Origin of the sequence: Kribbella kalugense, from assembly GCF_004365875.1 — a bacterium.
GTDB lineage: Bacteria > Actinomycetota > Actinomycetes > Propionibacteriales > Kribbellaceae > Kribbella > Kribbella kalugense.
The window spans coordinates 602931-617652 of record NZ_SODF01000002.1 but is presented as its reverse complement, the minus strand read 5'-3'; the positions used below and the strand labels follow the sequence as shown (position 1 = coordinate 617652).

Below are 14722 nucleotides of genomic sequence, written 5' to 3'. Positions count from 1 at the left end.
AGTCTCGCGATCGCGGTCCTCGCCACCACAGTCGCCTCATCGGCCTGCGCCGGCCCGGCTGTCGTCGCGCGATAAGCGTGCACCGCTCGCCTGGGGGCTACACCAGGTCGGCGGATTCGGGGACTGGGGTGAGGGCGGTGCCGTCCGTCAGCCAGTGGCGGATGTTGTTGACTACCAGGTTGGCCATGGCGGTGCGGGTGGGGATGGTGGCGGAGCCGACGTGGGGGAGGAGGACGGCGTTGGGGAGGGTGAGGAGGTCGGGGTGGACCTTGGGTTCGTGTTCGAAGACGTCGAGGCCGGCGGACAGGATCGTGTTGGTGCGCAAGGCGTCGACCAGGGCCTGCTCGTCGACGACCGTGCCGCGGGCCACGTTGATGAGGATGCCGTCGGGGCCGAGCGCCTTAAGGACTGAAGCGTCGACCAGATGCCGCGTGCTGTCGCCGCCGGGTATCACGATCATTAGGACGTCTACGTCCGCGGCCATTTCGGTCAGCGACGAGTAGTACTGGTAGTCGACGTCCTTCGGGTGGCGGTTGTGGTAGGCAACGGAGACGCCGAAGGGCTGGGCCCGGTCGGCGATCGCCTGGCCGATGCGGCCGAGGCCGAGGATGCCCATCCGGCGGCCGTGCAACGTTGCGGGAGTCAACGGGTACGGGCGACCGCCGGCCCACTTGCCTTCGCGGAGGTACTGCTCGGCCCGCCCCAGTTCGCGAACCGTCATCAGCAGCAGACCGAGTGCGGTGTCGGCGACCTCGTCGTCCAGGACGCCAGGTGTGTTCGTGACCACGACGCCACGCGCGGCGGCAGCGGTCGCGTCGATGCGGTCGTAGCCGACACCGAAGCTGGCGACCAGACGTACGGCGGGGAGGTCGTCGAGGAACGGCCCGTCGATCGTCGTACCACCGGTGGCGACGGCAACGATCTCGTCCCGGCGCTCCGTGAGTACGGCGTCGGGGTCGCTCTCTTCCCAGAGCCGGATCAGTTCACAGTGGTCCGCCAGGCCATCGGCGACCGCCGGGTGCATCGGTCCGGGCATCAGTACGACTGGCAGTCCCACGGGATCTCCTCACGGATGTTCACCACCGCTTTCCCGCCTAACCCTATTTCCTATCGCCTTCCGGTACGACGATCGGGGGAGGAGGCCACCATGATCGTTGACTGCGCGTACTACCGGGACGGACGCCGCCAGCACGTCGAGGCGATGTCGGTCGAGGATGCTGCCACCCACTGCCAGCAGGGTGGGTTCGTCTGGCTGGGCATGTACGACCCCACCGTCGAGGAACTCGCCCAGGCGAGAGAGAGTTTCGGCCTGCACGAGCTGGCCGTCGAGGACGCGCAGACCTTCCACCTCCGGCCCAAGGTCGAGCCGTACGCCGGGGACGTCGAACTGGTCATCCTCCGCACCGCCCGGTACGACGACGAGCGCAAGGAAGTGGACTTCGGCGAGGTGAGTGTCTTCGTCGGGCCATCGTTCGTCATCACGGTCCGTCAAGGTGTGGCCAGCGACCTGCACGGAGCGCGGATCCGACTCGAGCAGCGGCCCGAGTTGCTGGAGTGCGGCACCAGCTCGGTGCTCTGGGCGATTCTCGACCAGGTCGTGGACAGCTACGGTCCCGTCGTCGCCGAGCTCGAACGCGACATCGAGCGGGTCGAGCAGACGGTGTTCGCCGGTTCGGTCGCGCCGACCGAGCAGATCTACTTCCTCCGCCGGGAGGTCACCGACTTCTACCGGGCCGTGCACCCGCTGCTCGCCGTACTCGCGACGATCGAGCGTGGCGCCCGCGACACCGCCCTCCTGCCGTACTTCCGCGACGTACACGACCACCTGGTCCTGGTGAACGAGGAAGTCGCCGCCCAGCGTGACCTGCTCGCGACCGTCCTGGAGGCGAACATGGCGGTGATCGGCGTCGAGCAGACCAAGATCAGCGTCCGGCAGAACGCGTCGATGGAACAGCTCACCAAGCTGGCCACTGTCTTCCTGCCACTGACCTTCCTGACCGGGTTCTTCGGGCAGAACTTCGGCTGGTTGGTCGACCACATCAACGCCGAGTGGGACTTCCTCGTGCTGGGCATCGGCGGCCTGGTGGTGCCCTGTATCGCGCTCGCCATCTGGTTCCGCCGGCAACGCGACGCCAAACGGCAAGCGGCCTGAGTCAACTGGTACTAATAGCTGCGTGGATCCGCGACTCATCGTCATCAGAGGGAACTCCGGATCGGGCAAGAGCTCCATCGTGCAAGGGATCCGGGCCGCGTACGGCCGTGGGGTCGCCTGGATCGAGCAGGACTACGTCCGGCGGATCATCTTCAAGGAGCTGGACCAGCCCGACGGCGCGAACATCGCGATGATCGGCCAGATCGCGCGGCACGCCCTCGACCGCGGGTACCACGCCGTGGTGGAGGGGATCATGCCGACGATCCGGTACGGCGAGATGCTCGCGGAGCTGGCCGACTCCTACGAAGGTCCGGCGTACTTCTACTACTTGGACATCCCGTTCGAGGAGACTGTCCGCCGGCACGCGACCCGCGACAAGGCGTCAGAGTTCACGGCGGCCGACATGGCGGACTGGTATCACCCGCGCGACCTCCTGGGCCACCCCCGCGAAACGGTCATTGACCAAACCAGCACCCTCGAGACGACCATCCACCGAATCCTCGCCGACACCGGCCTAACACCGATGTCGGCGAGGAGGGACTAGGACCAGGCGCCTAGCTCGAGGTCGGTGATCGTGATGGGGTTGCCGGTGGACAGCGATTGGTTGGCGGCGATGCCTACGGCTACGGCTCGGACTCCGTCGTGGACGTTGGCGGCGCGGGCCAGGGGATCGTTCCCGGGACCGACGAAGAGGTCGGTGTAGAGGAGGCGGTCGCCGCCACCGTGGCCGCCTTCGCCGCGCGGGATATCGACCTCGACGGCGGTGGCCCAGTGTTTCTGCAGGACCAGTCGCTCTCCGTTGGTACGAACGTCTCCGGCGATCACCCGGGCGGACGGGTAGCTCGGGTCGATCTGGTCGTCGACGACCGCAGCCCGTTCGACCACTTCCAGCTCAGCGCGGCCGAGGGTGCCGTTGACCGAGACGCGGTACCCCTCCCACGGCGAGTGCGCGTTGAGCGAGTAGCTCATCCGAGCCCCGTTCGCGTACTCCGCGATGACGGACATGTTGTCCTCGATCGTGATGCCCGGACCGAACACGTCCTGGTCCCGCAGATATCCATCGTACTTCTCGTTCTCGTAGTACAACTGCCGGTTGGTCTCGTCCGTCCGCAGGTCGAGCAGCCACGGATCGTTGGCCGAACCATCGATCGTGCCGCGGGCCGGACGTGCGCCGAGCCCGCGGGCCGCCGCGTTGTCGGAGCCGTAGAACGACAGTCCGCCGGATGCGAAGACCCGCGTCGGCGAGGAGGCGATCCACCAGTTCACCAGGTCGAAGTGGTGGGACGCCTTGTGCACCAGCAGACCACCCGAGTTCTTCTTCTCGCGGTGCCAGCGGCGGAAGTAGTCCGCGCCGTGCCGGGTGTCGAGCACCCACTGGAACTCGACGCTGGTCACCTGCCCGATCTCGCCGTCCGCGATCAACTGCCGGAGCGCGCTGTTCCGCGGCGAGTAGCGGTAGTTGAACGTGACGACGACGGACTTGCCGGACTCATTCATCGCGTCGACGATCTGCCGGGTCCCCTCGGCGTTGATCGTGAGCGGCTTCTCGACGATCACGTCCGCACCGGCCCGCAGCAGCCGCGACACCACCGACGCGTGCGTGTAGTCGGGGCTGGTCACGACCACCCGGTCGACGGACTGCTCCTTGACCATTCGCTCCAGGTCGTCGGCGCCGTACTGCGGAAGCTCCGGACCACCGAGCTCCGTCACCAGCCGCTGGTGGAACGCGAGCCGGCCCGGGTTCGGGTCGAGCAGGGCGACGAGCTGGGCTTCCTCGGGGTGTCCCTGAAACATGGCGCGGATGTACGACTGCGCCCGCGATCCGGTTCCGGCGACTGCATAGCGTCTAGCCACGACGGACTCCTTCTACTCGTGTAGATCGACCACGCTAGCAATCGCTTTCCGCAGCGGTCAACCGTCGTACCATCACTGCATGCCGAAGGAACCGGTCACGCGCAACGACGTGGCGGAGTACGCCGGGGTGAGCACGGCCGTGGTCAGCTACGTGGTCAACGAAGGCCCGCGGAAGGTCGCGCCGGAGACCCGCAACCGGGTGCTCGAGGCGATCCGCGTGCTCGGATACCGGCCGAACGCGACCGCGCGGGCGCTGCGGATGGGGACGACGCGGACGTTCGGGCTGATCACGCCCGACGGCGGGAACCCGTTGTTCGCCGAACTCGCGAAGGCGATCGACAAGGCGGCCGCGTCGCGTGGGTACGTCGTACTGCAGACGAGCGCGGACGGGGATCCGGCGACCGAGCGGGCCAAGATCGCCGAACTGCTCGCCCGTCAGGTGAGTGGACTGCTCCTGGTCGCGCCGACCGAGGATCCGGACCTGACCGACGCCGAGGTGCCGGCGATCGCGCTCAACCGGGTGCTGCCGACGATCAGCTCGGTCCGGCCGGCGTACCGGGAGGGGGCGCGGCAGGGCGTCGAGCACCTGATCGGTCATGGTCATCGCACTATCGACCTGGTGGTTGGCGGCGACGGTCATTCGGAGCGCGAGCTCGGCTGGCGTGACGCGCTCGAGGCCGCTGGTCTGCCCGAGGGGCCGATCGCCCGCACTACCTTCTCCCGCGAAGGTGGGTATCTGGCCGCGCAGAGTCTGCTGCCGGCCCGCCCCACCGCGATCTTCGCGAGCTCCGATCTTCAGGCGATCGGCGTATTGCGAGCCCTCCACGAGTCCGGCCTACGAGTCCCCGAAGACGTCGCCATCGCAGCCTTCGACGGCACCCCCGAAACCGAGTACGCCTGGCCGCCCCTAACCGTCATCCGCCAACCCCTCGAAGCCCTTGCCCGAGAAGCAGTCCGCCGCCTGATCGAAGGCGAAGAATCAGTAGAAGCCCTGACCTTCCCAACAGACCTGATCCTGCGCCGCTCCTGCGGCTGTTAGAGGGTTCCTACGTCTTCGAAGATGAGGGCTGTGCGGGTGGCTAGGACTTCGGGGATGGCTTGGAGTTTTTCCAGGACGAGGCGGCGGAGGCCTTCGTTGTCGGCGGCTCGGACCAGGAGGATGGCGTCGAAGTCGCCGCCGACCAGGGCCATGTGCTTGATCTCGGGGATCGCCTGAAGTTGCTTGCGGAGGGTCCGCCACGAGCTTTGCCGGAGACTGAGCGTGACGTACGCCGAGGTTGCGAGGCCGAGCTTCAGTGGGTCGACGGTGACTGTGAATCCGGTGATCACCCCGGTGTTCGTGAGGCGTTCGACCCGGGCGTAGGCGTTGGCGCGGGAGATGTGCACTTCGTCGGCGAGGGCCCGGATCGACAGCCGTCCGTCGCGTCCGAGCGCCTCGATGATCTTCTGATCGATGTCGTCCAGCGCAGGAGCGACGACAATCTGTCCAGGACCGGCCCGGTGGACGATCACCTCGTCGGACATAGTGCGACCTCCTCAGCCTCAGCTGCACGCCAAACGTCTCTCAATTCTTCCAGCTATAGAACAACTTGGCCAGGAGGGACGACGATGTGGCTACCGTCCGTCTCCTGCGCTGGAGGGTCCATGACTACCGTCGAGGAGCGACTGCTCCCGTCTGCGGAACCCGTCTGTCTGATCGATCAGAACGGCGTACCGCGTGACCATTCGTCGTACCGGCTGCCCACTAAGGCTGCCCTACTCGACGGCTACGCACAGTTGGTCCGGGGGCGCCGGTTCAACGACCAGGCGAGTGCTCTGGTCCGCCAGGGCCGGCTCGCGGTCTATCCGTCGTCCTTCGGTCAGGAGGCCTGCCAGGTCGCCGCGTCGATGGTGCTGCGCGAGGGCGACTGGCTGTTCCCGACGTACCGCGACTCGGTCTCGATCGTCAGCCGCGGCGTCGACCCGATCGAGACGCTGACGCTGCTTCGCGGCGACTGGCATTCGGGCTACGACCCGTACGAGCACAAGGTCGCGCCGCAATCCACTCCCCTCGCGACCCAACTGCCGCACGCGGTCGGCGTCGCGCACGCGGCCCGGCTGAAGGGCGAGGACACGGTGGTGATGGCGCTCGTCGGCGACGGCGGGACGAGCGAGGGTGACTTCCACGAGGCGCTGAACTTCGCGGCGGTGTTCCACGCGCCGGTCGTGTTCTTCGTGCAGAACAACGAGTACGCGATCTCGGTTCCGCTCGCCAAGCAGAGCGCCGCGCCGTCGCTGGCGCACAAGGGCATCGGGTACGGCGTTCCCGGCGAACGGGCCGATGGCAACGATCTCGCCGGTCTCCTCGCCGTACTCGGACAGGCTGTGGAGAAGGCTCGCGCAGGCGAAGGCCCACAGCTGATCGAGGCGCACACCTACCGCGTTCAGGCGCACACCAACGCCGACGACGCGACCCGTTACCGCGAGGACGACGAGGTCACGCCGTGGCTTGACCGCGATCCGATTCAGCGGCTCACGACGTACCTCGAGCATGAGGGCTGGCTGTCCAGCGAGGTGAAGGAGAACGCGGAGGCTCAGGCTGTGCAGGTCTCCGCTCAACTTCGCGAGGGTCTGATGCCGGAGCCCGAGGTGGATCCGGCGGACCTGTTCGCCTATCTGTACGCGGAGCAGACCCAGCAGACGCGCGAGCAGGCAGCGTTCCTGCGCGACGAGCTGGCGCGAGAGGAAGCCTGACGCCATGACGCACATGAAGATCTCGATGGCCCAGGCGCTCAACCAGGCGTTGCGGGACGCGATGCAGGCGGACGACAGTGTGGTGATGTTCGGCGAGGACGTCGGCGCGCTGGGCGGTGTCTTCCGGATCACCGACGGGCTGACCGCGGAGTTCGGCGAGAATCGTTGCTTCGACACCCCATTGGCCGAGGCCGGCATCGTCGGCGTGGCGGTCGGGATGGCGATGAACGGGATGCGCCCGGTCGTCGAGATGCAGTTCGACGCGTTCGGGTACCCGGCGTTCGAGCAGGTCGTCTCGCACGTCGCGAAGATGCGCAACCGGACCCGTGGCCGGGTCGCGCTGCCGATGGTCATCCGCATTCCGTACGGCGGCGGCATCGGTGGCGTCGAGCACCACAGCGACTCGTCGGAGAGCTACTACGCGCACACGCCAGGCCTGACCGTGGTCACGCCGGCGACGGTCGCGGACGCGTACGGGTTGTTGCGCAAGGCAATCGAGTTCCCGGACCCGGTCGTGTTCATGGAGCCGAAGAAGCTCTACTGGGCCAAGGAAGAGGTCGATCTCACCGAGGAGCAGCCCGGCATCGGGACTGCCGTCGTACGGCGGGAAGGCGCGGACGCGACTCTGATCGCGTACGGGCCGGCCGTTCCGGTCGCGCTGGAGGCGGCCGAGGTCGCGGCGGCCGAGGGACGGCAGCTGACTGTGGTGGATCTGCGGTCGGTGGTTCCGTTCGACGACGAGACGGTGTGCGCTGCGGTACGGCGTACCGGCAGGGCTGTCGTGGTCGCGGAGGCGACCGGGTTCGCGAGCGTGTCTTCGGAGATCGTTGCCCGGGTCACCGAAAAGTGCTTCCATTCGTTGGCCGCACCCGTTCGGCGGGTGACGGCGTTCGACATTCCGTTCCCGCCGCCGAAGCTGGAGAAGTACCAGCTGCCGAGCGTCGACCGGATCCTCGACGCGGTCGACGACCTGCAGTGGGAGGACTCGTGAATACGTTCCTTCTCCCCGACCTCGGTGAGGGACTGACCGAGGCCGAGGTTGTCCGCTGGCTGGTGAAGGTCGGTGATGTGGTTGCCGTCGACACCCCGGTCGCGGAGGTCGAGACGGCGAAGTCGATCGTCGAGCTGCCCTCGCCGTACGCCGGTGTCATCGAGGAGCTCCATGGCGAGCCCGGGACGACGATCCCGGTCGGCAAGCCGCTGATCACGGTCGCCGATCCGGCTGGGGAGGCGTACCGCGAGGAGGAGCGCGCCGGGTCGGGCAACGTTCTGGTTGGCTACGGGACGACCGAGGTCTCGTCGACCGTGCGTCGTCGGAAGCCGCGGTCGGTTTCCGGAACATTGCTGCCGGATACTGCTGAAAAAGCTCCGCAAAGGCGGGTGCCGTTGGTGATCTCGCCGCTGGTACGGCGGTTGGCGCGGGACGCCGAGGTCGATCTGCGGGAGCTGGCCGGATCGGGCCCGGACGGACTGATCGTCCGCCGGGACGTCGAACTGGCGATCGCCCGCCGGCTGCAGCCCGAGCCCACGACCCAGACCGAGCGGGAGCCGGCCCGAGTACAGCCGGCCGCGGTTCAGACTTCCTCGCGGACTGGACTTCCGGAGTTGCGGCGTACGCCGATGAGCGGGTTCCGCAAGGCCGTGGTCGCGACGTTGACCCGCAGCCGGGCCGAGATCCCGGAGGCGACCACCTGGGTGGACGTCGACGCGACCGCGCTGCTCGACCTCCGCGAATCGTTGCGAACGGCAACGGATCCCGGACCGGGGCTGCTCGCCCTGATGGCGCGCTTCGTAGTCGCCGGACTGCTCAAGTACCCAGAGCTCAACGGGTACGTCGACACCGAGCGCGAGGAACTCGTCCAGTACGACGGCGTCAACCTCGGCCTCGCGGCGCAGACGGACCGCGGTCTCGTCGTACCGGCCGTCGCCGGAGCACACGCACTCACCACCCGCGGACTGGACGCCGAGATCCGCCGACTGACCGGATCGGCACGCGACGGGCGACTGACTCAGCAGGAGCTGACGTCCGGGACGTTCACGCTGAACAACTACGGCAGCTTCGGTGTCGACGGCAGCGCGGCGATCATCAACCACCCACAGGTCGCGATCCTCGGCGTCGGCCGGATCATCGACCGCCCGTGGGTGGTCGACGGCGAGATCGCAGTCCGCAAGCTCACCCAACTGTCCCTCGTCTTCGACCATCGCGTCTGCGACGGCGGCACCGCAGCCGCCTTCCTCCGCTTCGTCGCCGACGCCTTCGAAAACCCGGCCTCAGCCTTCGCGGATCTTTAGGACAGTTGGCGCGGGCGTAGGCCGATCAGGATGACTCGGAGCCCGGAGGCGAATCGTGCCTCCGGGCCTGCCTGACTCTGACGGTTGAGGTAGGCGGCCAGGTGGGTGGCGCCGACGCCCATGCGGTCAGCCGACTCGGTTGCCCAGCGGGAGTCGTTCAGTCCACTGCGGCGTACCACCGACAGCCAGGCAGAGTCGGTCACTGCGGCGCCGATCAGGTAGTGGAAGATCGCGGACACCGCCGAGTCCAGGTGGGTGCCCTTGAAGCCGGCCGAGTCGAGGATGCCCTGCACCCGGTTGGTGAGTGCGTCGTAGTTCGGACCGAGACCGGCGTGCGAGGCGAGCAGCCGCGCGGCCCACGGGTGTTCCCACAACGCGTGGTACGCCGCCTGGACGACGACCGTGACCTGGTCCCGCCAATCACCACCTTCAGGGGCCGGCGAGAGAGCGAAGATCTCGTCGACCACGAGCTCGAGCAGATCGTCCTTGTTCGCGATCCGCCAGTACAGCGCGGACGTCGCGGCGGCGCCCAGCTCGGCCGCCATCCTCCGCATCGAGAACGTGTCCAGGCCTTCCCGGTCCAGGACCTGGATCGCCGTCCTGACGATGTCCTCCCGGCTCAGCCGCGCCCGCGTCGGCTCCGGCTCGTCCCGCAACCACACCGATCCCAGCGCCGTCCGTCGATCCGCTTCTCGCACTAAAACAGTGTGTCAGATCCGAAGACACTGTTTCACCATCCAAAGTCGGGCACCCAGAGACCTCGGTACGACGACCGAGGCGCCCTACCCGCGAACACTCGAGACCATGAGCGCAATCAACCGGGCCCAGTTCCTCCGCCGCGCCGCCGCCTTCGGGCTGATCACCACGGCCGGCATCGGCAGTACGGCGTACGCGAGTCCACGGAGGCTCGCGTTGAAGGGCGTCGCGTACGACACCGGCGGCGGTCCCGCCGACGAGGACAGCCGGGCGCGCTGGCGGAACAGCACCATGCGCGGCGAGCTCCACGCCATCCGGCACCGGTTGCATGCGAACTGGGTCAGCATCTACGGCAGCGACGTACGGCGTCTGGTCGACACCGCGACCGCTGCGCTCGAGGACGGTCTGATGGTGTCGATCCAGCCGCGGTCGTTCGACGAGCCGCAGGCGGCGGAGCTGGAGAAGCTGCGCAAGGTCGCGGTCGAGGCGGAGCGGCTGCGACGGCGGTTCGGTCAGGAGGTGATCCTGGTCGTGGGGTGTGAGTTCATGCTGTTCACGCCGGGGATCGTGCCGGGGGCGACCTTCTACGAGCGGGTCGAGTACCTGACCAAGGGCGACTTCGACATGGCGGAGCTGCAGCGGAAGTTCCGCGCGTTCACCGCGAAGATGGCGAAGGTTGCCCGCAGCAACTTCCATGGCCGGATCACGTACGGCGCTGCATCCGATCTGGAGCAGGTGGACTGGTCGATCTTCGACATCGTCGGGCTGGACTACTACTCGTACCACGCCAACCGTGCGGACCACACCATGGAGCTGGCGCCGTTCCGCCGGTGGGGCAAGCCGATCCTGATCCTGGAGTTCGGTTGCTGCACGTTCACCGGTGCGGCCGAGCTGGGCGGGATGGGGTGGGACATCGTCGACTACAGCGGTGACGTCCCGGTCATCCCACCGCAGTACGTGCGCAACGAGCAGGAGCAGGCTGACCACTTGGCGAACATGCTGGACGTGTTCACGGACGAGGGCTTCCTCGGTGCGTCGCCGTACACGTTCATCTCACCGGACGCACCACACCGTCCGCACGACCGCCCGCACGACGAGGACATGGCCGCGTTCAGTCTGTGCAAGGTCCTCCGGTACGACGACACCGATCCAGCGTCGCCGTACCGCTGGCTACCGAAGAAGTCGTTCCAGTCCGTCGCTCGGTTCTACCTGACGCACTGACTTGGGCCGGCTGTCCAGGAGCCCGGAGAGGAGGGCGACGGCCAGGCCGGAGACGGCGAGGGCAGCGCCGACCCAGTTGGGTGCGGTGTAGCCGAGACCGTGCTCGATGGTCAGCCCACCGAGGTACGCACCGGCTGCGTTGCCCAGGTTGAAGGCGGCGATGTTAGCCGCGGACGCCAGCGCCGGTGCGCCCTTCGCCTTGTCCATCACGCGCTTCTGCAGCGGAGCCACAGTCGCGAACCCGGCCGCACCGAACGCCGCGATGGTCACCGCGGACAGGACCTTGCCGTGTGCAGTGAAGACGAAGACGACCAGTACGGCGGCCAGCAGCGTCAAAATGAGGTACAGACTCGGCATCAGCGACCGGTCCGCCGCCTTACCGCCCAGCAGGTTGCCGACGACCAGGCCGCCGCCGAACAGCACCAGCAGCCAGGTCACCGCGCCGGCGGAGAAGCCTGCGACCTCGGTCATCATCGGTGCGATGTAGGTGAACGACGCGAACACTCCAGCGAAGCCGAGCGCAGTCATCGCGAGCGCCAGCCACACCTGCACGTTCTTGAACACAGCCAGCTCACTGCGCAGCCCCGGCCCTTCCGCAACGCCCTGCCGCGGCACCAGGAACACGATGCCGAGCAACCCGACCACACCGAGCGCCGTCACGGCCCAGAACGTCGACCGCCAGCCGAAGTGCTGTCCGAGCGCGGTCCCGCCCGGTACGCCGAGCACGTTGGCCACCGTCAGTCCGGTGAACATCATCGCGATCGCACTCGCCTGCTTCGCCTTCGGCACCAGCGACGCCGCGACAACCGAGCCGACTCCGAAGAACGCCCCGTGGGACAGCGCGGCCACGATCCGTCCGGTCATCAGAACGCCGTACGTCGGAGCGAGCGCGGACAGCACGTTGCCGACGATGAAGACGCCCATCAGTGCGATCAGCACGGTCTTACGCGAGACCTTGGAGCCGATCGCGGTCAGCAGCGGCGCGCCGACCACGACGCCGAGCGCGTAGCCCGAGATGAGCAGGCCGGCGGACGGGATGCTGACGCCGAAGTCGGTGGCGACCTCGGGCAACAGGCCCATGATGACGAACTCGGTGGTACCGATCCCGAACGCACCGATGGCGAGCGCGAGCAGAGCCGCTGGCATGAAGCTCCTCCGAATGTAGTCTTATGACTGTTACCGGCGTGCGCGATAGTTGCAGACGCGGGCTATTGCACAAGCGCTATGATTGCGCATGCAAGGGTGAAGTTCAAGTGGAGGTGTCGTGGGACTACCGGATGACGCCGCGGAGGCGCGGGCGCAGGGGTGGCGCACTCTGGCGGCACTGCACGCCCGGATCGAGGACGAGCTGGAGCGCGCGCTGCAGAAGCAGCACGGCCTGTCCGTGAGTGAGTACAGCGTGCTGGACGTGCTGGCGCGGCAGGACGACTACCACCTGCGGATGAACCAGCTGTCCAACGCTGTGGTGCTCAGCCAGTCAGCTACTACCCGCCTGGTGAACCGGCTGGAGGACCGCAAGCTGCTGGAGCGGTATCTGTGCCCGACCGACCGGCGTGGCATCTACACCGAGGTCACCGAGGCCGGCCGCGACCTACTGGACCAGGCCCAGCCGACCCACGACGCCGTACTGACGTCTGCACTGCAGAAGGCTGCCGATCTACCCGAGCTCTCCCCACTGGTGAACGCGCTGGGGAAGCTCCCGTTGACGGTCTGACATGGCCCGCGGGTGGGACAACCGGAAGGCCTACTACTGGCTGATGGGCAGCTGCCTGACGCTGATCGGCCTGGCGTGGTTCGTCGTACGACTGTTCTCGATACCGGCTGCGATCGGGATGAGCGCGGTCGCCGCCGTACTGCCACCGATCGCCGTCATCGTGGCGAACTGGGGTCACGACCAGCGTTGACGCGCCCCTCCGCGGGAGTCGGGTCGAGATAGAGGTGCCGGACCATCGGGAACGCCTCACGCACTCGTACGTCGATCTTCTCGGCGAGCTGTTCGACAGCAGCGCCAGTGGTCTCGGAGTCGTCCAGGTCGACGGTCGCGACAACCAGGACCTGGTCCGGCGCCAGCTGAAGGGTGAGCAGCTCGAGTACTGCGTCGATGCCTGGGGCGCTTGCGATCAGCTCACGCAGTTCGCGCTGGGTGTCGGCCGGTAGGGCGCGGCCTATCAGCATGGTCTTGTTGTCCCGGCCGAGGGTGAACGCGACGATGATCAGGAGCAGGCCGATCACGATCGACGCGGCGCCGTCCCAGAAGTGCTTGCCGGTAATGACCGACAGCGTCACGCCGGCGGCCGCGATCAGCAGTCCGATCAGCGCGGCCGAGTCCTCGAAGGCCACGGTCTTCACCGCCGGCTCGGCGCCACGCAGCTGGGTGAGCAGCGGTACGCCGGCTTCGCGGGCCTCCCGGCGGATCTGCAGCATCGCGCGAAGCAAGGAACTCCCCTCGAAGACGAACGAGAGCCCGAGCACCGAGTAGATCACCGCGAGCGCCGCGATCGGCTCTGGAGCGAAGATCGAGCGCAGTCCCTCGGTGATCGAGAACCCGGCGCCGAGGACCAGGATGCTGACCGCGGCCAGCAGCGACCAGAAGTACCGCTCCATCCCGTACCCGAACGGGTGCCGGCTGTCGGCTGGTTTCCGGCTGCGGTGCAGGGCGGCCAGCAGGAAGACCTGGTTGAGCGTGTCGGCGACGGAGTGCGCGGCCTCGGCGAGCAGCGCGGTGGATCCGGACAGCAGGCCGGCGACGATCTTGGCGATCGCTATCGCCAGGTTCGCCGTACCGGCAAGGAGGACAGTGCCGTCCGATTCTTCGTCAGCCATCACCTCCGCGTGCCCGCGGGATGATCACCCCAAACGAGGAGGTCGATGAACGCTGCTGCCAGCGGGTCGGGTTCGCCGCGGGTGTACGCCGTGAGCGTGCGGCAGACGGGTGGATCCGGGCGGAGGATGTGGCCGCCTCGCGGCAGGACGTTGTCGAGAATGTTGTCGGGGACCAGAGCGGGTCCGAGACCAGCGGCGGCAAGAGCCGGCGCGGCAGCGGTCTGTTCGGTGCGTACGGCGATCCGCGGCTCGAAGCCCGCTTGCGCGCACGCGCGGTCGAGCACGTCGGCGAGTCCGTGGCCCGGTGCGTAGTGGACCCAGGCGCGGTCGGCGAGGTCTTGCAGCTTCACGGTGTCGCCGGTAGCGGCGGGATCGTCCGAGGCGACCACGACGACTAGCTCCTCGGTGCCGATCGTGCGGCTGACTCCGGTCCAGTTCGCCGGCTCCGGGCCGACGGCCAGGTCGGCTTCTCCGGCGTACATCGCCTCGATCAGCTCGTCGGTGTGGCGGTGCTCGAAGAGTCGGATGCCGACGTCGGGGTGGGTCTGCCGCCAGCGGCGAAGAGCCTTGGGCAGCACGCCGAGGGTGATCGAGTAGAGCGTGGCGATCTGCAACTCGCCGACCTCGAGTCCGGCGGCTTGTCTCGCTGCACAGCGTGCACGCTCGGCGTCGGCGAGGGCAGCGCGGGCGTGCGGGAGCATGGCGCGTCCGGTCGGGGTGAGCCGGATGGTGCGGGGCAGTCGCTCCAGGAGCGGGCCGCCGGCGGAGCGTTCGAGGGATCGGATCTGGTGGGAGAGGGCCGGCTGCGTGACGTGCATGATCTCGGCGGCCTTGGTGAACGAGGCCTGGTCCACCACCGTGACGAAGTACTCGAGCTGCCGAAGGGTTGCCATGAGCTGAGTTTATGGCGTCGGTGAAAACTGTGCCTTGGATTTATCTCCGCAGGTCGGC

General features: G+C 67.6%; 16 protein-coding genes. 9 read left to right on the top strand and 7 right to left on the bottom strand.

Features of this window, described 5'->3' with window-relative positions:
• Positions 1–97 precede the first annotated feature (97 nt).
• Positions 98–1057, bottom strand: coding sequence for a 2-hydroxyacid dehydrogenase (locus tag EV650_RS20540; protein ID WP_238174346.1), 960 nt, complete (start codon positions 1055–1057; stop codon positions 98–100).
• A 90-nt stretch (positions 1058–1147) separates the two neighbouring features.
• Between EV650_RS20540 and EV650_RS20535 the strand changes: the two genes are divergently transcribed.
• Positions 1148–2152, top strand: a complete 1005-nt coding sequence (locus EV650_RS20535; protein WP_134120667.1) for a magnesium and cobalt transport protein CorA — start codon at positions 1148–1150, stop codon at positions 2150–2152.
• Positions 2153–2174: 22 nt separating this feature from the next.
• The gene (locus tag EV650_RS20530; protein WP_202874783.1) at positions 2175–2696 is read left to right on the top strand and encodes a kinase; all 522 of its coding nucleotides are present in this window, start codon (positions 2175–2177) and stop codon (positions 2694–2696) included.
• On the opposite strand, the gene EV650_RS20525 is transcribed toward EV650_RS20530, so the two are convergent.
• Positions 2693–4006 carry a Gfo/Idh/MocA family protein gene (locus tag EV650_RS20525; protein WP_238174345.1) on the bottom strand — a complete coding sequence of 438 codons (1314 nt, stop codon included), beginning with the start codon at positions 4004–4006 and terminating at the stop codon, positions 2693–2695. The two genes, EV650_RS20530 and EV650_RS20525, sit on opposite strands and share 4 nt — an antisense overlap.
• A gap of 79 nt (positions 4007–4085) precedes the next feature.
• Between EV650_RS20525 and EV650_RS20520 the strand changes: the two genes are divergently transcribed.
• The gene (locus EV650_RS20520) at positions 4086–5045 is read left to right on the top strand and encodes a LacI family DNA-binding transcriptional regulator (RefSeq protein WP_134120666.1); all 960 of its coding nucleotides are present in this window, start codon (positions 4086–4088) and stop codon (positions 5043–5045) included.
• Here EV650_RS20520 and EV650_RS20515 read toward each other — a convergent pair.
• Positions 5042–5530 (bottom strand): Lrp/AsnC family transcriptional regulator, encoded by a 489-nt coding sequence (locus EV650_RS20515; protein ID WP_134120665.1) that lies wholly within the window; start codon positions 5528–5530, stop codon positions 5042–5044. The two genes, EV650_RS20520 and EV650_RS20515, sit on opposite strands and share 4 nt — an antisense overlap.
• A gap of 120 nt (positions 5531–5650) precedes the next feature.
• Here EV650_RS20515 and EV650_RS20510 point away from each other — a divergent pair, with 120 nt between their 5' ends.
• Genes EV650_RS20510 through EV650_RS20500 form a run of 3 tightly spaced genes read left to right on the top strand, consistent with a single transcriptional unit; the run spans position 5651 to position 9031 of the window.
• Positions 5651–6739 carry a thiamine pyrophosphate-dependent dehydrogenase E1 component subunit alpha gene (locus tag EV650_RS20510; RefSeq protein ID WP_134120664.1) on the top strand — a complete coding sequence of 363 codons (1089 nt, stop codon included), beginning with the start codon at positions 5651–5653 and terminating at the stop codon, positions 6737–6739.
• Between the two features lie 4 nt (positions 6740–6743).
• Entirely contained in the window at positions 6744–7730 is a 987-nt protein-coding gene (locus EV650_RS20505; protein ID WP_134120663.1) for an alpha-ketoacid dehydrogenase subunit beta, read from the top strand.
• A complete protein-coding gene (locus EV650_RS20500; RefSeq protein ID WP_134120662.1) occupies positions 7727–9031 on the top strand; it encodes a dihydrolipoamide acetyltransferase family protein in 1305 nt (434 codons plus the stop codon). The genes EV650_RS20505 and EV650_RS20500 overlap by 4 nt, the downstream gene beginning before the upstream one ends.
• Here the strand turns inward: EV650_RS20500 and EV650_RS20495 are convergent.
• Positions 9028–9729: a TetR/AcrR family transcriptional regulator gene (locus EV650_RS20495; protein ID WP_134120661.1), complete on the bottom strand. Its 702-nt coding sequence runs from the start codon at positions 9727–9729 to the stop codon at positions 9028–9030. The genes EV650_RS20500 and EV650_RS20495 overlap by 4 nt on opposite strands.
• A 106-nt stretch (positions 9730–9835) precedes the next feature.
• On the opposite strand from EV650_RS20495, the gene EV650_RS20490 reads away from it, so the two are divergent.
• On the top strand, positions 9836–10948 hold the full coding sequence (locus EV650_RS20490) for a glycoside hydrolase family 113 protein (RefSeq protein ID WP_134120660.1): 1113 nt from the start codon (positions 9836–9838) through the stop codon (positions 10946–10948).
• On the opposite strand, the gene EV650_RS20485 is transcribed toward EV650_RS20490, so the two are convergent.
• Complete coding sequence (locus EV650_RS20485) at positions 10898–12094, bottom strand: MFS transporter (protein WP_134120659.1); 1197 nt, start codon at positions 12092–12094, stop codon at positions 10898–10900. The two genes, EV650_RS20490 and EV650_RS20485, sit on opposite strands and share 51 nt — an antisense overlap.
• Positions 12095–12212: 118 nt before the next feature.
• Between EV650_RS20485 and EV650_RS20480 the strand changes: the two genes are divergently transcribed.
• Positions 12213–12662, top strand: a complete 450-nt coding sequence (locus EV650_RS20480) for a MarR family winged helix-turn-helix transcriptional regulator (RefSeq protein ID WP_134120658.1) — start codon at positions 12213–12215, stop codon at positions 12660–12662.
• Between the two features lies 1 nt (position 12663).
• A complete protein-coding gene (locus EV650_RS20475) occupies positions 12664–12852 on the top strand; it encodes a DUF3099 domain-containing protein (protein WP_134120657.1) in 189 nt (62 codons plus the stop codon).
• Here the strand turns inward: EV650_RS20475 and EV650_RS20470 are convergent.
• Positions 12818–13771 carry a cation diffusion facilitator family transporter gene (locus tag EV650_RS20470; RefSeq protein ID WP_134120656.1) on the bottom strand — a complete coding sequence of 318 codons (954 nt, stop codon included), beginning with the start codon at positions 13769–13771 and terminating at the stop codon, positions 12818–12820. The genes EV650_RS20475 and EV650_RS20470 overlap by 35 nt on opposite strands.
• Complete coding sequence (locus EV650_RS20465) at positions 13771–14664, bottom strand: LysR family transcriptional regulator (RefSeq protein ID WP_134120655.1); 894 nt, start codon at positions 14662–14664, stop codon at positions 13771–13773. Before EV650_RS20465 ends, EV650_RS20470 begins: the two co-directional genes overlap by 1 nt.
• Between the last annotated feature and the right edge of the window lie 58 nt (positions 14665–14722).